13 protein-coding genes are annotated in these 15,720 nt (G+C 68.8%); 5 read left to right on the top strand and 8 right to left on the bottom strand.

The features are described 5' to 3' along the window. The first annotated feature begins 79 nt into the window (after positions 1-79). Together ABZT04_RS01925 and ABZT04_RS01920 are read left to right on the top strand one after the other, a co-directional pair. A complete protein-coding gene (locus tag ABZT04_RS01925) occupies positions 80-1,768 on the top strand; it encodes a sodium:solute symporter family protein (RefSeq protein ID WP_356051736.1) in 1,689 nt (562 codons plus the stop codon). A gap of 21 nt (positions 1,769-1,789) precedes the next feature. Next, positions 1,790-2,137 (top strand): hypothetical protein, encoded by a 348-nt coding sequence (locus ABZT04_RS01920; protein ID WP_356051733.1) that lies wholly within the window; start codon positions 1,790-1,792, stop codon positions 2,135-2,137. A 54-nt stretch (positions 2,138-2,191) separates the two neighbouring features. On the opposite strand, the gene ABZT04_RS01915 is transcribed toward ABZT04_RS01920, so the two are convergent. Together ABZT04_RS01915 and ABZT04_RS01910 are read right to left on the bottom strand one after the other, a co-directional pair. Further along, the gene (locus ABZT04_RS01915; protein ID WP_356051731.1) at positions 2,192-3,097 is read right to left on the bottom strand and encodes a hypothetical protein; all 906 of its coding nucleotides are present in this window, start codon (positions 3,095-3,097) and stop codon (positions 2,192-2,194) included. 33 nt (positions 3,098-3,130) lie between these two features. Beyond that, positions 3,131-3,547 (bottom strand): ATP-binding protein, encoded by a 417-nt coding sequence (locus tag ABZT04_RS01910; RefSeq protein ID WP_356051729.1) that lies wholly within the window; start codon positions 3,545-3,547, stop codon positions 3,131-3,133. A gap of 227 nt (positions 3,548-3,774) precedes the next feature. Here ABZT04_RS01910 and ABZT04_RS01905 point away from each other — a divergent pair, with 227 nt between their 5' ends. The 3 genes from ABZT04_RS01905 to ABZT04_RS01895 are packed head-to-tail and all read left to right on the top strand — an operon-like array spanning position 3,775 to position 5,587. Further along, positions 3,775-4,626, top strand: a complete 852-nt coding sequence (locus ABZT04_RS01905; protein WP_356051727.1) for a helix-turn-helix transcriptional regulator — start codon at positions 3,775-3,777, stop codon at positions 4,624-4,626. A gap of 8 nt (positions 4,627-4,634) precedes the next feature. After that, entirely contained in the window at positions 4,635-4,907 is a 273-nt protein-coding gene (locus tag ABZT04_RS01900; RefSeq protein WP_356051724.1) for a DUF397 domain-containing protein, read from the top strand. Between the two features lie 17 nt (positions 4,908-4,924). Next, complete coding sequence (locus tag ABZT04_RS01895; protein WP_356051722.1) at positions 4,925-5,587, top strand: class I SAM-dependent methyltransferase; 663 nt, start codon at positions 4,925-4,927, stop codon at positions 5,585-5,587. Positions 5,588-5,599: 12 nt separating this feature from the next. Here the strand turns inward: ABZT04_RS01895 and ABZT04_RS01890 are convergent, their stop codons facing one another. From ABZT04_RS01890 to ABZT04_RS01865, 6 genes are all read right to left on the bottom strand, one after another. Next, a complete protein-coding gene (locus ABZT04_RS01890) occupies positions 5,600-6,292 on the bottom strand; it encodes a response regulator transcription factor (RefSeq protein ID WP_356051720.1) in 693 nt (230 codons plus the stop codon). A gap of 202 nt (positions 6,293-6,494) precedes the next feature. After that, complete coding sequence (locus ABZT04_RS01885) at positions 6,495-8,246, bottom strand: PQQ-binding-like beta-propeller repeat protein (RefSeq protein WP_356051718.1); 1,752 nt, start codon at positions 8,244-8,246, stop codon at positions 6,495-6,497. A 45-nt stretch (positions 8,247-8,291) separates the two neighbouring features. Then, positions 8,292-9,974 carry a PQQ-binding-like beta-propeller repeat protein gene (locus ABZT04_RS01880; RefSeq protein ID WP_356051716.1) on the bottom strand — a complete coding sequence of 561 codons (1,683 nt, stop codon included), beginning with the start codon at positions 9,972-9,974 and terminating at the stop codon, positions 8,292-8,294. Between the two features lie 226 nt (positions 9,975-10,200). Then, entirely contained in the window at positions 10,201-12,003 is a 1,803-nt protein-coding gene (locus tag ABZT04_RS01875) for an ABC-F family ATP-binding cassette domain-containing protein (RefSeq protein ID WP_356051714.1), read from the bottom strand. A 306-nt stretch (positions 12,004-12,309) separates the two neighbouring features. Continuing rightward, positions 12,310-13,356: a peptidoglycan recognition family protein gene (locus ABZT04_RS01870; protein ID WP_356052122.1), complete on the bottom strand. Its 1,047-nt coding sequence runs from the start codon at positions 13,354-13,356 to the stop codon at positions 12,310-12,312. Between the two features lie 210 nt (positions 13,357-13,566). Next, positions 13,567-15,564, bottom strand: coding sequence for a nitrate- and nitrite sensing domain-containing protein (locus ABZT04_RS01865; protein WP_356051711.1), 1,998 nt, complete (start codon positions 15,562-15,564; stop codon positions 13,567-13,569). Between the last annotated feature and the right edge of the window lie 156 nt (positions 15,565-15,720).

Raw genomic sequence — 15,720 nt, 5'->3', positions numbered from 1 at the left:
AATTCCCCCCAGTCGTCACCATCAAGAACGAACAAAAAACAACATCAAACAGAGAACATCCGAACAAGGTGAGCGCTTGATGCAGACCCTGCAGACCCCCACCTACCTCGCCGCCGAGCTCCGGCTCCCCACCAACGGGCTCGACTACACGATCCTGGCGATCTACTTCGCCGTCGTCCTGGGCATCGGCTTCGCCGCCCGCAGATCGGTGAAGACCAGCCTCGACTTCTTCCTCTCCGGGCGCTCACTGCCCGCCTGGATCACCGGCCTCGCCTTCATCTCCGCCAACCTGGCCGCCACCGAGATCCTGGGCATGGCCGCCAACAGCGCGCAGTACGGCGCCTACACCGTGCACTGGTACTGGATCGGCGCCATCCCGGCCATGGTCTTCCTCGGCCTGGTGATGATGCCGTTCTACTACGGCTCGAAGGTGCGCTCGGTCCCCGAGTTCCTGCTGCTGCGCTTCGACAAGTGGGCACATCTGCTGAGTTCGATCCTGTTCGCCTTCGCCGCGATCCTGATCGCCGGTGTCAACCTGTACGCCCTCGCGATCGTGGTCGAGGCGCTGCTGGGCTGGCCGCAGTGGGTGGCGATCGTGGTCGCCGGCGCCTTCGTGCTCGCCTACATCACGCTCGGCGGCCTCTCCTCCGCCATCTACAACGAAGTGCTCCAGTTCTTCGTGATCCTGGCGGCCCTCATCCCGATCTCCTACCTCGGCCTGAAGAAGGTCGGCGGCTGGGACGGCCTGACCCACAAGCTGGACGCGGCCCACGGCCACAACTTCACCACCGCGTGGGGCGGCACCGGCATCGGCAGCGTCAACCCGCTCGGCGCGAACTGGCTGACCATCGTGCTGGGCCTCGGCTTCGTCCTCTCCTTCGGCTACTGGACGACGAACTTCGCCGAGGTGCAGCGCGCCCTCTCCGCGAAGAACCTCTCGGCCGCCCAGCGCACCCCGCTGATCGCCGCGTACCCGAAGGTCTTCATCGTCTTCCTGGTGATGATCCCGGGCCTGGTGGCCGCCGCCCTGGTCCCGAAGATCGGCACCAGCGGCTCGGACCTGCAGTACAACGACGCGATCCCGTACCTGATGCAGGAGCTGCTGCCCAACGGCGTCCTGGGCATCGCGGTGACGGGCCTGCTCGCCGCCTTCATGGCGGGCATGGCGGCCAACGTCTCGTCCTTCAACACGGTGTTCACCAACGACATCTGGGGGACGTACGTCGTCAGGGGCCGCGAGGACGAGTACTACGTCCGCTTCGGCCGCCTGATCACGGTCATCGGCGTGGCGGCGTCGGTAGGCACGGCCTTCCTGGCTTCCTCCTTCTCGAACATCATGAGCTACCTCCAGACGCTGTTCTCCTTCTTCAACGTCCCGATGTTCGTCGTCTTCATCGTCGGCATGTTCTGGAAGAGGGCCACCCCGAAGTCCGGCTTCTGGGGCCTGCTCGCGGGCACGGTCACCGCGATGGTGAACTACTTCTGGATCTACAAGCAGGGCATCATCGACATCCCCTCCGACCAGGGCGCCAACTTCGTCTCCGCGATCGCCGGCTTCGTCGCCGGAGCGGTCGTCATGTTCGCCGTCTCCCTGTTCACCCGGCCCAAGCCGACCGAGGAACTCGAGGGCCTGGTCTACGGCACCACCTCCCCCGGCATGACCGAGGCCCCCGCCGAGGGCGACGACGCGTGGTACCGCCGCCCGGCCCTCCTCGGCTGGGGCGCGGTGATCCTGGCGGCCGCCTGCTACATCCCGTTCTCGTTCTGATCGCGGGAGGATTGAGAGACCATGTCTGAAAACCCCGGACACCCCGAACACCCCGGACGCCCCGAACACTCAGGGCGCGACGTCCAGCGCGAAGTCAGCGAACTGGAGGGAAAGTCCACGACCGCGTCCCGCCTGTTCGACCTCCGCCTGATCATCGGCGGCCTGTTCGTCGTCTACGGCATCATCGTCACGATCGCCGGCATCAGCCCGTCGGACTCCTCGCTCGACAAGTCCGAGGGCGTGAACATCAACCTGTGGACCGGGATCGCGATGCTGATCCTGGGGGTCTTCTTCCTGGGGTGGGTGAAGCTGCGGCCGACACCGCCGCTGCCGGTCGCCGAGCCGGAGGATGAGCCGACGGCTGAGTAACTCGCTTGCTCAACTTCCTTGTGTGGGGCCGGAGTTCGCTTCGGCCCCGTACGGCTATTCGGACTCCGGGCCCGAAAACAGTTCATCGGCATCGCCGGCATGGACGGCCCGCTTCGCCCACGTTTCGAGCTGCTCCAGGTCGGTGCAGGCACGCACTCGCTCGCGCACGGCGTCAGAGACCGGGATGCCGCGCCATTCGAGAATGCGGAGGGTCATCTCGGCCCGATCCTGGGCACGCCCCTCCTCCCGGCCTTCCTCCCGGCCCTCCTCCCGCACCTGCTCCGCCAACGGGTGCCGCCAGAAGTACTGCATCTGCGTCATCAGGTCCCTCCACATCTGCTGCGCCTGAGGGTCAGCCAGGCATGAATCGACGAACTGCACGAAGACCGCGGCACTGTCCGGGTCGATCGTCCGCAGAGCGGCCGCCAGCGATTCCAGTATGACGGCGGCCCGCGGCCCCCGCCCATGCGTCATCGCCGAAAGCACCGCAAGCGGCACGTCCCGCTCAGCCTCCCGCTCATCCGCGATCACCGGCACATTCTCCGGCCCCAGCACAAACGGCCGCACCGTCAACGAAGGACACCCACGCACCCCCAGATGAATGGGCTCCGCCGCCCAACGAGCCGTCGCCTGACTCTGCGTGATGACGATCAGCACCGGCTCACAGCGGTACTTCTCATGCAGATAACTGAGGTAGTACGGCCAACTGCCCTGCTTCCTCTCGTCGGGCTTGCCCTGCGACTCCACGACCAGGAGATACACCCCCTCGTCCGTCTCCGCCCGCAGCAACGTGTCCACCCGCCGCTCGACCGGCTCGATCTCCGTGAGATCCACATTCATCGCCGCGAACTCACGCGGCTCCGGAAACGGGATGCGTAACACGTCCTGCAGAGCACGAGTCAGCAACGCCGGATCCTTCTGAAAGACCCGGTGCAGCGCCTCATGCGTTGAGCCGACCATCAGCTCTCCTTCCAGTACGACATGATCAACGAGCTAGGCGGCGTCCAGGTCACACCACACGTACTTGCCCCGATGGCCATTCCTGGCCAGCGGCTGCCAACCCCAGAGGTCGGCGCAGGCCTTGACGAGCGCAAGGCCCCGGCCCTCCTCCAGGTCTTCGGCGATGTGCTCCAACCGCCGTGGCGGGTCCGGGGGTTCGGGGTTCGCGTCCCACGCACCGAGCCGGAGGACTCCGTCGGTCCAGTGGACGCGGAGGGCCGTGGGTCCCTTGGTGTGGCGCAACGCGTTGGAGATCAGCTCGGTGGCCAGGAGTTCAGCGGTGTCGACCACACCGATGAGGCCGTGCATCGTCAGGATGAGGCGGAGGGTTCGGCGACAGACCGTGACGGCGCGGAGGTCCTGGGGGACGTAGAGCATGTATTCCCAGGGGGTGGTTTCGGATTCGGGCATGCGTGAACTCCGTTCAAGGGAGCGTGGGGAGTTGGGCTTCCGCGGTGGCAGTGCCGCGGCCGTCATGGCAGGACGGGGCGGTGCGCTTCCGGGGGCCCGGTGTTCCGCAGGGTGTGCGTCGCATCACTGACGGTAGGACCTTAATTTAGGACTTCGCAAGTCGTTGCCGTAATCTGACCCCCGAACGTGTCGCCGTCTCCCAGCAGTTGGGGAGCGAGGAGGAAGCCATGCCGCGCCGCAAGCAGCCCACCGCACGGCAGATACGTCTAGGCGTGGAACTGCGGAAACTGCGTGAAGCCGCAGGGCTGAAAGGGCGCGAGGCTGCCATCCTGCTCGGGGCGGATTCCGTGCAGATGAGCCAGATCGAGTTCGGGATCGCCGGCGTGAGCGAGGCACGCGTACGGCGGCTAGCCGCGCACTACGACTGCACGGACGACGAGTTGATCACAGCGCTGGTCGCAATGGCGACCGATCGGACCCGTGGCTGGTGGGAGGAGTACCGGGGCTTGCTGCCGACGTCGTTCCTGGATCTAGCCGAATTGGAGTACCACTCCACCTACCGGCTCGACGTGGAGTTCCTGCACGTTCCCGGGCTGTTCCAGACGGAGGACTACGCCCGCGCTGTCTTCTCCTACCGAGTCCCCGAACTCCCCGACGACGACCTCGAACTGCGCGTACGCCACCGCATGGATCGCAAAGTGATCATCGAAGGCACCGCTCCCGTCCCGTACGAAGCGGTGATCCACGAGGCGGCGCTCCGCATCAAGGTCGGGGGCCGCGCCTGCTCGCGAGCCCAGCTCACCCGCATCCTCGAACTGTCCGAAGCGGAACACATCACCGTGCGCGTCATCCCCTTCGACCTGGACGACTTCGCCGGCGCCACCAACGCCATGATGTACGCGGGCGGCACAGTGCCGAAGCTGGACACCGCAGTACGCGACGCACCCCACGGCGCCGCCTTCATCGACTCCGACGCCCAACTCGGCGCGTTTCGAACGCTCTTCCGTAAAGTGGAGGCTGTGTCACTCGACCCCGAGCAGTCGCGTGACGTCATCCAGAGGCTGGCGAAGGAACTGTGAGGCGCACCGTGACCATCCCCGACAACTGGCAGAAGTCGTCCTTCTCCGGCAGCGGCGACGGGAACAACTGCATCGAACTCGCCTCCACCTGGCAGAAGTCGTCCTTCTCCGGCAGCGGCGACGGCAACGCCTGCCTCGAACTAGCCACAACTCCCCCCACCACCCTCCACCTCCGCGAAAGCGAAACCCCCACCACCACCCTCACCACCACCCCCGCAGCCCTCGCCGCCCTCCTCCAAGGCATACGCTCCGGAAAGCTGGCCGCCCACTCGCCCAACTGACCTTGAGGGACATCCAGTTGACCGCCGAGCACAACTTCGAAATCGAGCGCGCCGTATGGGACACCTACGCGGAGTCAGCATGGAAAAACCTCGGCGACGAAGAGCCCGTGCTCCGCTGGACCCAATACAAGGACCACGGCCCAGGCCCCGAACTCCTCGGCGAACCAGAGTCCGCTCTGGAGATCGGATGCGGGACCGGCCGCGCACTCGCTTCCCTCGCTCAGGCAGGCGTCAAGGTCCGTGGGCTCGACATGTCCCAGGTGATGGTGGAGAAGGCGTCCGCGCGATGGGAGCCGCTCGGGGTCGAGTTCGTCTGCGGGGAAGTGCTCGACTTCCTGGCGCGGGATGCCCACAGTTACGACGCCGTGTACTCGATCTTCGGTGCCGCCTGGTTCAGTGACCCCACGAAGCTCTTCCCCCTGGTCCGCCAACGGCTGAACCCCGGCGGCGTGTTCGTCTTCTCGCAGCCGCCGGCCATCCCCGGGGCGTACGGTCCGCAGGGCATGTACAAGGGCGGCTTCGCCGGACCGGCGACGTACACCTACCGCTACAGCTACACACCGGAGATGTGGAGCGAGCATCTCCTCTCAGCGGGCTTCCAGGAAGCCGTATCCCGCGTGCATGAAGCTCCCGAGCCCGGTCACATCGGAACCCTGATCGTGCGCGCCGTAGCCCCGTAGCGCCCCGCGCTTCTACGCGTCCAACCCCGCTGAATTGTTCACCGGCCCCGCCCGATCCAGCAGCCCCGTCCGCGCCGCCAGCGCCGCCGCCTCCAGCCTCGATCCCACCCCCAGCTTCATCAGCACCCGCTGGACATGGGTGCGTGCCGTGGACGGGGCTATGCCCATGCCCGCCGCGATCAGCCGGGTGTCCTCGCCGTCGGCCACCCGGACCAGGACCTCGACCTCGCGCGGGGTGAGCATCTGCAAGAGGCGTTGGCCCTCGTCGTCGGGCTGGGCGGCCGGGTTCAGGAGCTCGCTGAAGGCTCCTTGGAGCAACTGTGGCGCTACCGCCGCCTCGCCCGCCCTCGCCTTCATGATCGCTCGTTCCACACCCTCGATGCGCTCGTCGTGGCGGACGTAGCCCGAGGCGCCCGCGGCGAAGGCGGCCGCGATGCCTCGGGGGCTGGGGACCGGGCCCAGGACCAGGACCGCCACCTGCGGGCGCTCGCGCTTGATCTTCACCACCGGGTCGAAAATGCCCGGTTCGGCCGGTGTCGCCGTGCCGAGCAGGCACACCTCCGGTGCGCGGGTGATCACCAGCTCCGCCGCGCCCGCGGCCGGCGCCGCCGCCGCGAGCACCCGGTGTCCCCGCAACTTCAGCGCCGAGGCCAAGGCCTCGGCCAGCAGGCGGTGGTCGTCGACCACCATCAGCCGCACTCCCATCGAGCAACCCCCCAGTCCCCCCAATGGATGCCCACTATGGGTGCCCACCGGTCCCCGAGAACAGAGGGCCCCCAGCACCCCCGTCCTTCATGCCCCCGGAAGCTACACGCTTGTTCGACGTTGCGCTGCCCCTACCGGTGAGAAGTGCCCCGGATCGACGGACTTTTTCGCATTCCTCGCTTTCGAGGGTGTTGGGAGTGGTTCAGCCGGAGGTGCCGAACGCGATCGCCAGGTCCTTGTCGTCGGTGGAGGACGACGAGGGCTTGTCCGCGTAGACCGCCGACATGTACAGGTGGCCCTGCGCGTAGAGGATCTCCGCGTAGTCCGGCAGGAAGCTGGTCTCCACGTCCCGTACCGTCTCCGTGCTCGGGTTCTCCAACAGGGTGGTCGCCTTGAAGGAGTTGCCGTCGATGCTGACGATCTGGCCGCCCTTGTCGTAGGGCGGGGACTTGTAGGCGATCAGGTTGTCGCCGTCCATGCGCAAGGGAGTGATCGTGTAGCCGTCGCCCGCGTCGGCCCGCTGGCCGGTCTGCTTGCCCGTGGCGAGGTCGAAGGCGACGATCTCGTTGGTCCGGCTGTAGGAGTCGCCTGAACCGTCGTGTTCCTCGGTCGGGACGTACAACCGGTCGTTCCCTACGGCGAGTTCGGTGCAGTACTCGACGCGGGTGATGCCGTCGCAGCGGGCCGCGTACTGCTTGCCCGGCGCCGAGATGTGGGCGCGCAGCGAGCCCGTCTTGTTGTCGATGGAGAAGAAGTCGGAGATGCCGGAGCCGTCGCCCGCGCTGTCGCCGACGTCCGCCGCGACGACCAGCGGGTCGGTCGACACGATGCTCGCGTACTCGATGCCCTGGGCCATCTTGTAGTCCGAGATCACCTTCCCGGAGACCGGGTCGATGGTCTGGATGTGGAGCGTGGGCGAGTCGTACGTCCCGCAGCGGCGCACCGCGACCAGCTTGGCGCCGCCGCCGTAGCCGGCGTCGTAGCAGTCGCCGGTCTTCGGACTCCACAGGACCTTGCCGGTGGCGATGTCGAAGGCGGCGCCGCCGTCGGTGCTGCCCACGGCGACCGTGTTCGCGCTGACCGTGACGTTCTCGAAACTGATCGCCTGGTCACCGGAGTTGGCGGTCTTCGTCCACAGCTTGGTGCCCGCGTTCAGGTCGATCGCGGCGATCTGGCTGCAACCGTGCGAGGGCTTTTCCTTGGTCGGCATGGCGGGCTCGTAGAGGATCGCCGTCTTGCCGTCCGTGGTGGTGTTCTTCGTGGCCTGGCACACCGGGCCGGGGAGCTTGATGGTCCACAGCTTGGTGCCCTTGTCGCGGTCGTAGCCGTCGATCTCGGCGCTGCCGCTCTTGGCGTACACCTTGTCGGTGAGCCAGGAACCCGAGGTCACCATCGTGTCGCTGACCTTGGGCATCGGGACCTGGAAGAGGACCTTGGAGGCGGTGTCGGCGGGCACCTTCTCCTTGCCGCCGGAGGTGGTGCCGCCTGTCCCGCCCTTGCTGTCCGTGGGGGTGGAGTCGGCGGTGTTCTTCTTGTCGTCGTTCTTGCCGTCCTTGCCGGACGAAGTCGAGTACCAGATGCCGCCGCCCACGATCAGCGCGATCGCCACCACTGCGGCGGTGATGATCACCGCGGACGCCCCGAACTTGCGTCCGCCGCCCCCCGGTTGGCCCGGCTGCGGGTGCAGGGGCACGGTCGGCTGGCCCGGATAGCCATAGCCGGGCTGCTGCGGATAGCCGTAGACAGGCGGCTGTTGGGCGTACGGGTTGGGCTGCTGGCCCGGGTAGCCGTAGCCCGGCTGCTGGGGCGGAGGCGGGGGCGGTGCCTGCGGGTAGCCGTAGCCCGGCGGGGGCGGCGGCTGCTGCGGCGGCTGGTCCTGGGGCGGGCCGAAGCCGGGCTGCTGCGGGGGTTGGTTCGGTGGCTGGTTCGGTGGGGGCGGGGGCGGCTGGTTCATGACGAGTACCTCGAAGGGAGCGGTGGGGACGGGGAGAAGTCGGTCTCAGTTGCCGTAGGCGAGCATCAACTTCTCCTTTGTGTCGTCATTGCCGCTCAGCCGGGTCGACGAGATGTAGAAGCGGCCGTCGACGTAGTCGATGTCCCGGGAGTAGAAGCTCGACTCGATCTTCGCGGTGCCGGCGGGCATCTGGAGCAGCTTCGTCGTGGGGTGCGAGGAGCCTGCCGTCGGTACGGTCACGATCTGGCCGCCCGAGTCGTACCCGGCCCCGACATAGGCGAGGAGCTTGCCGCCCTCGACCCTGATCGGCACCATCGACTCGTCCGCGGGGGACTTGACGCGCCACTTCTCCTTGCCGGTCGCCAGGTCGATCGCGACGATCTGATTGGCGCCGGTCGTCGCCTCGGTCGGCAGGTACAGGGTGCTCGCGTCGACCGCGACGCTCTCGCAGCCCTGGAGGTCCTGGTCGAGGATGCTCAGGCCGCAACCGGGCGCGAAGGCGGCCTTGCTGTCGACCTGCGAGCGCACGCTGCCGTCGTCCTTCAGCGTGGAGATGTTCCAGTGCTTGTCGTCCGCGTCGGTCAGATAGAGGACGACCGGATCGACGGAGAACGCGTGCGACACCGACCAGCCCTTGGGGATCGACTTGGTCCACTTGGCCTTGCCGGTCGCCGGGTCCAACTCCTGCACCTCGTCGTGCTCGTTGGACGTGCTCGCCCCGCAGGAGGCGACCGCGATCAGCTTGGTGCCGCCCGCGAACGCGGACGGGAAGCAGGCCGAGCCGTACTTCTTCTTCTCGTAGAGCTTCTTGCCGCTGTCGAGGTCGTAGGCGATCCCGGACTCGGAACGGCCCACCATCAGCGTCTTGCCGGTGATGGACAGCCCCACGGAGATCACGCTGTCGAACAGGGCGCCGTCCGGGACGGTCCCGCTCCAGCCCTTCGCGCCGGTATTCAGGTCGATCTGCTGGAGCTGGTTGCACTTGGCGTTGTCGCTGACACCGCTCTCGTACGCCACGACGATCCTGTCGTCGGCCGACTTCTGCGGGGTGACCGCGCAGATCTTCTGCGGGAAGGTGATCGTGGCCCAAGTCGGTTTGCCGTCAGCGACGTTGTAGGCGACGAGTTCCTTGTACGCGGCCTTCACCGCCGCCTTGTCGGTGATCCACATGCCGGGGGCGTCGGCGCCGGAACCGGGCGCGTCCGGCGCCTCCTTGTACCAGAGCACCTTCGCCTCGCCGGACTTGCGGCCCTCGTTGAGGTCCTCGGAGCCCTGGGCGCCGTCGCCGCTGCCGTCACCGGGGTTGGCGGGGTCGTCGGTGGCGCTGCCGCCGGAGGGGGTGGGGCTGTCGCTCTGCTCCGCCACCGGCTTCTTGTCGTCGCCGCCGCTCGTGACCGCCCACACCGTGCCGCCCACGGCCAGCAGACCCGCGACCGCGGCCGCGATCAGGAGTGAGGGCTTGCCCTTGAAGGGGCCCTTGCCCGAGGGCGGGGCCGGGGTGAACTGCGGGGGCGCGGGCGGCGGGTAGCCGTAGCCGCCGTAGGGAGGCTGCGGCTGCTGGCCGTAGGGGCCGGGCTGTTGGCCGTACGGTCCCGGCTGCTGCTGCGGGTAGCCGTAACCCGGCGTCGGGGGGACCGGCGGTCCGAAGCCGCCCGATGGTGGCTGTGGCGGCTGGTTCGGCGGCGCTCCGTAACCACCGGACGGCGGCTGGTCGGGCGGCTGAGTCATCAGCGGCTCCCCCTCGTTCACTGATTTTTAGCCACGCCCCGAGGTTCGCGAAGGACCCGGAGGCGTATTCAGACGGTTCTCAGACGGCTCTTTCTATCACTGAGCTGTCCATGAACAGCGGGCCGGTTCTCCCCTGTTCCCAAGGGAGGACCGGCCCGTGATGCCGCCGTTATGCGTGGGGGGTCTGGGGGGGTATCCCCCCCCAGAAAAGCACAGCACTCACCCTTCACGCGTCCTCGGCGAGTTCCAGCCACCGCATCTCCAGCTCATCCCGCTCGGCGCCCAAGTCGCGTAGCTGGGCGTCCAGTTCGGCCACCTTCGCGAAGTCCGTGGCGTTGTCGGCGATCTGGGTGTGCAGTTTGGCCTCCTTCTCGGAGACCTTGTCCAACTGCCGCTCGATCTTCTGGAGTTCCTTCTTCGCGGCGCGCTGGTCGGCGGCGCTCACGGCGGGCGCGGCCTTCTCCACGACGGGGGCCGCGGCGGCGGCCACCTCCTCCATACGGTGGCGCCGCTCCAGGTACTCGTCGATGCCGCGCGGCAGCATCCGCAGCGTGGCGTCGCCGAGGAGGGCGTACACCTTGTCGGTGGTGCGCTCGACGAAGAACCGGTCGTGCGAGATCACGATCATCGAACCGGGCCAGCCGTCGAGGACGTCCTCCAACTGGGTCAGGGTCTCGATGTCGAGGTCGTTGGTGGGTTCGTCGAGGAAGAGGACGTTCGGCTCGTCCATGAGGAGGCGGAGGAGCTGGAGCCGCCGCCGCTCACCACCGGAGAGGTCTCCGACCGGCGTCCACTGCTTCTCCTTGTTGAACCCGAACGTCTCGCACAGCTGCCCGGCGGTCATCTCCCGCCCCTTGCCGAGATCGACGCGCTCGCGCACCTGCTGCACGGCCTCCAACACCCGCAGGGTGGGCTTGAGTTCGGCCACCTCCTGGGAGAGGTAGGCGAGCTTCACCGTCTTTCCCACGACGACCTTGCCGGCCACGGGCTGTGTCTCGCCGTCGCTGCGGGCGGCGTCCGCCAGGGCCCGCAGCAAGGAGGTCTTCCCCGCGCCGTTGACGCCGACCAGGCCGACGCGGTCGCCGGGGCCGAGGTGCCAGGTGATGTGCTTGAGGAGCACCTTCGGGCCGGCCTGGACGGTCACGTCCTCCAGGTCGAACACGGTCCGGCCGAGGCGGGAGGAGGCGAACTTCATCAGCTCGCTGGTGTCGCGCGGGGGCGGCACGTCCGCGATGAGTTCGTTGGCGGCCTCGACGCGGAAGCGGGGCTTGGACGTACGGGCGGGGGCGCCGCGGCGCAGCCAGGCCAGCTCCTTGCGGACCAGGTTCTGCCGCTTGGTCTCCTCGGTGGCGGCGATGCGCTCGCGCTCGGCGCGGGCGAAGACGTAGTCGGAATAGCCGCCCTCGTACTCGTAGACGTCGCCCTTCTGTACGTCCCACATGCGGGTGCAGACCTGGTCCAGGAACCAGCGGTCGTGGGTCACGCAGACGAGCGCGGAGCGGCGCTCGCGCAGGTGCTGGGCGAGCCAGGCGATGCCCTCGACGTCGAGGTGGTTGGTCGGCTCGTCGAGTACGACGAGGTCCTGGTCCTCGATGAGCAGCTTCGCGAGTGCGATACGGCGCCGCTCGCCACCGGAGAGCGGACCGATCACGGTGTCGAGCCCCTGCGGAAAGCCCGGCAGGTCCAGCCCGCCGAAGAGCCCCGTCAGAACATCCCGGATCTTGGCGTTGCCGGCCCACTCGTGGTCGGCCATGTCCCGGATGACCTCGTGACGGACGGTCGCCTCCGGGTCGAGGGAGTCGTGCTGGGTGAGGACACCGAGGCGCAGTCCACCGGAGTGGGTCACGCGGCCGGTGTCGGACTCCTCCAGCTTGGCGAGCATCCGGATCAGCGTGGTCTTGCCGTCACCGTTACGGCCCACGACCCCGATCCGGTCCCCTTCGGAGACACCGAGCGAGACACCGTCGAGCAGGGCACGGGTGCCGTACACCTTGCTGACGTTCTCGACATTGACCAGGTTGACGGCCATTTCTCTCCTGACAGGGGGGACGGTCAGCCTCCCAGCGTAATGGGCGCGGGGAGGGTGACGATCCGCGCAGGTCAGCGGGGGGCTGCCGCCATATATCGGCGGGAGTCCGCGGCGACGCCGGGGCGGATCGCGCCCTGCGGCGGAGCCGCGAGTCCGATGCAGCCCGGCGACCCTTTGAGACGCTGCCTCCGCCACCCGACAGGACGGGGGGCTGCCGCCACGGCATATCGGCGGGAGCCGGGGCCTGTCGCATCCCGCAGCGGAGCCGCAAGTCCGACACAGCCCCGCGCCCCCCGATTCGTCAGGTCAGCGAGCCGCCGCCGCTGCCCGTACCTCGCTCAGGAGGTCGTACATCGTCTGGCCGGGGCAGTCCGTCTGGAGCCAGTCTCGGTGGCCGCTGATGGTTTCGTTGTCCTTCTTCACGCCGTTGACCGGGTTGGTGTAGGTGATCTTCGCCTGGGGGTCGAGGCCCTTGAAGCGGGCGATGACCTTGATGAGGCGGATCAGGGAGGACTTGGCCGCGTCGGTCGGGGCCTGGGCCACCAGGTTGCCGATCAGGGCGATGCCGAGGTTGCCCGAGTTGAAGCCGGCGGTGTGGAAGGCGGTGACGAGGTTGCCGTCCGGGTCGAAGGCCGGGATCGGGTCCTCGCCGGAGTAGCGGCCCTCGTAGATGACGCCCGCCTCGTCGATGAGGAAGTGGTAGCCGATGTCGCCCCAGTCGAGGGTGACCGCGTGGTACTCGTAGATCCCGCGGACGGTCGCGGCCGGGTCCGGGTCGGCGTTCGGGGTGTCCGTGTGGTGGACCGTGATCGACTGCAACGGGTAGTACGCCTCAGGCGTGTTGACCTTGCCGTCCTTGTACCGCTTCGACTCGTCGGCGCCCCACGCGGGGCGCGAGAGGTAGCGGACGCCGCGCACCCGGGTCGCCTCCGACGGCACGTGGAAGGTGCGGTCGGGGCCGCGGGTGCAGTCGATCGCGAGCGAGCGTACGTCCGTCGCCCCCGCCGGTGCCTTCACCTCGTAGGCGGTGGCCTCGTCGGCCGCGACGAACGCCGTACCGCCACCGTCCACGGTCGCGCAGCCGGTGCCGGTCTGCTGCCAGTCGCCGTCCGCGAAACGGATCCCGGCGCCGGTGTCGTCCCCGCTCCAGCGCAGGCCGACGTAGGACGCAGCGAAGGCCGTGGTGGCCGGTGCGGTGCCGGTGGCGGCGGCGGTGCGGGTGGCCGGGAAGGTCTCCGGCTTCGTGCCCGAGGGGGCGGCGGTATCGGTGGTGGAACCGGAGCCGGAGTCGGTGGCCGCGAAGACCACGGGGGTCAGCGCGGCCCCGGCGGCTACGGCTCCGGCGGCGCCTATCGCGCCGCGACGCGACAGGGACCGCTTTCTACGGTGGGACGGGTGGGACGATGTGGGGGATTCGGACACGGAAGTGACCCTTCCAGCAGTGCGTTTGACGGGGCGCGCGCCCCAGCGCGCGCTTGAAGATCAAACGACCCTATCCGTCCCACCCGCCCCACCCGTACCACGATTGCGGTACATCTGTGTGGAGATGGCGCGAAGGGTGCCTCAGGCACCCGCCCCGCCCAGCCCCGGCCGCTGGATCAGGGCGGACGCCGGCGCCAACCCCCGCCCGCCCGAGGTCTGTTGCTGTTCGCCCACCGGCATGTCGTCGCGCATCAGGCCCTCGGGGATGAGCACCGCGGCCGTGACCCCGCCGCTCGGCGAGTGCCGGATCTCCACGCGCAGGCCCTGCCGTTCGCGCAGCCGGTTGACCACGAACAGACCGATCTGCTTGGCGTCCAGGAGGTCGACCTTCTCCGACTGGATCTTGCGGTTGGCGTCGGCCAGCGCGTCCTCGTTCATGCCGAAACCGCTGTCCTCGACCTCGATGAGAACGCCCTCGCGCATCCGCGCGGCACGCAACTGCACCTGGGTGCTGGGCGGTGAGAACGCCGTGGCGTTCTCGACGAGTTCGGCGAGCAGATGGATCACGTCGGCGACCGAACCGCCGGTCAGCGACACCTTCGGTACGGCCCAGAGCCGCACCCGCGCCGAGTTCTCGATCTCGGCGACGGCCGCGCGCAGCACGTCGGTCAGCGGGATCGGGTCCCGCCAACCGCGGCCGGGCGCGATCCCGGACAGGATCAGCAGGCTCTCGGAGTGCCGGCGCATCCGGGTGGCCAGGTAGTCGACGCGGTACAGCTCCTGGAGCTCGGCCGGGTCCCGCTGCCTGCGCACCATCGCGTCGAGGAGGTCGAGTTGGCGGTGGAGCAGGACCTGGCTCCGGCGGGCGAGGCTGACGTAGACCCCGGAGATCCCGCTGAGGAGTTCGGCGCGTTCGGAGGCGGCCTTGAGGGCGGCGCGCTGGACGGCGGTCAACGCGGTGCCGACCTGGGCCAGTTCGTCACCGGCGAGGCGGCGCAGCGGGGCCTCGGCGTCGATGTCGACGCCCTGGCCCGCGTGCAGCCTGCGCATCGCCTGCGGGAGGCGGCGGCCGGCCACTTCGAGGGCGGAGTTGCGCAGGTCGAGGAGTTCGACGATGAGGCCGCGGCCGACGAGCACGGAGACGAGCAGCGACAGCAGCACGCCGACCAGGCCGAGCACGACGGCGATCCCGGAGGCGCCGAGGGTGTCCCAGCCGAACGGGTCGGCCGCGGCCGTCGCTCCCGTACCGGCCTCGGTCTCGGCCGCGTCGAGCCCGGTGAGTACGGCGCTCGCGGCGGAGTCCCAGCCGCCGAGGAAGCCGGTGGAGACGGCCGAGGTGCCAGGGCCCGCGCTGCGGACCCGGTTCTCGATCGCCTGGAGCCGGGTGTAGCCGCTGCCGTCGAGGACCGTGCGGTACGCCCGCCGGTGCTCGGCCTTGAGGTCGGCGACGGCGGGTTCGAGCAGCTCGCGCCGGGTGGCGACGGCGCCGACGAACAGCGCGTACTGCTCCTTGGTCAACTCGCCCCCGGTGCGGGCGGCACCGAGCAGCGCCTGCTCCTGGGCGAGGGCCTCGCGGGCCCGGGACAGTTCGAGCACCACGCGGGCGTCGGAGGCGTCGGCGGCGGTCTTGTCACCGGTGAGCGCGCCGGTGACCAGGAAGCCGTGCTCGACGATCGCCGAGTAACCGCCGTACGTGTCCGTCGACTTGGCGCCCTTGGCGGTGGCGCCCGAGCGCAGCGCCGCCAGAGAGCTGACGTCGGCCTCCAGCTTGTCGATACGGCCCGGCAGCGCGGAGTCGATGAGCGCCGCGTCCGAGCTGGAGTCGTCGACGCCCGCGCGCAGCGCGGCGGCGGCCTTGTCGGTGGCCTTCGTGGCGGTCCTGAAGGCGCCCGGAGCGTCCGCGTACCGCAGCGCGGCGGTCCGCTCGCCCTGCACCGCGGTGACGAACTCGGCTACGGGGGTGAGGAGTTCGGAGTTGACGTCCTTGGCGGTCTCGGTGTCGGCGATGCTCGACGCGGTCGTCACCGCGGCGAAGCCCCAAAGGGCCATCAGGGACACGATGGGCAGCATCAACAGGGCGACGATCTTCGCGCGGACCGATCTGGGGCGCAGTCGGGCCGACGTGCGGAGAACACGCATGGGAGACCTCGTTCAGGGAAGTGCGGGGTGGTTCGTACGGCTGTGGCCGCCGGGGGAGTTGACGGGCCGGGGCCGTGAGGAGAGCCGAAGTGGGCTCAGACCGTGGCGAGTTCGACCTCGCGCAGCGATTCGGGGCCTGCGGCCCGGAGAGTCGGG

The organism is Streptomyces sp. NPDC005492 (assembly GCF_040605995.1).
Classification (GTDB): Bacteria; Actinomycetota; Actinomycetes; order Streptomycetales; family Streptomycetaceae; genus Streptomyces.
Note: the sequence above shows the minus strand (reverse complement) of the source record. Positions and strands in the feature narration are given on the sequence as shown.

Bases quoted from the DNA above. Each gene is read 5' to 3' on its own strand.
- ABZT04_RS01925 (WP_356051736.1), top strand. From the start codon at position 80: ATGCAGACCCTGCAGACCCCCACCTACCTCGCCGCCGAGCTCCGGCTC.
- ABZT04_RS01920 (WP_356051733.1), top strand. From the start codon at position 1,790: ATGTCTGAAAACCCCGGACACCCCGAACACCCCGGACGCCCCGAACAC.
- ABZT04_RS01915 (WP_356051731.1), bottom strand. From the start codon at position 3,097: ATGGTCGGCTCAACGCATGAGGCGCTGCACCGGGTCTTTCAGAAGGAT.
- ABZT04_RS01910 (WP_356051729.1), bottom strand. From the start codon at position 3,547: ATGCCCGAATCCGAAACCACCCCCTGGGAATACATGCTCTACGTCCCC.
- ABZT04_RS01905 (WP_356051727.1), top strand. From the start codon at position 3,775: ATGCCGCGCCGCAAGCAGCCCACCGCACGGCAGATACGTCTAGGCGTG.
- ABZT04_RS01890 (WP_356051720.1), bottom strand. From the start codon at position 6,292: ATGGGAGTGCGGCTGATGGTGGTCGACGACCACCGCCTGCTGGCCGAG.
- ABZT04_RS01885 (WP_356051718.1), bottom strand. From the start codon at position 8,246: ATGAACCAGCCGCCCCCGCCCCCACCGAACCAGCCACCGAACCAACCC.
- ABZT04_RS01880 (WP_356051716.1), bottom strand. From the start codon at position 9,974: ATGACTCAGCCGCCCGACCAGCCGCCGTCCGGTGGTTACGGAGCGCCG.
- ABZT04_RS01875 (WP_356051714.1), bottom strand. From the start codon at position 12,003: ATGGCCGTCAACCTGGTCAATGTCGAGAACGTCAGCAAGGTGTACGGC.
- ABZT04_RS01865 (WP_356051711.1), bottom strand. From the start codon at position 15,564: ATGCGTGTTCTCCGCACGTCGGCCCGACTGCGCCCCAGATCGGTCCGC.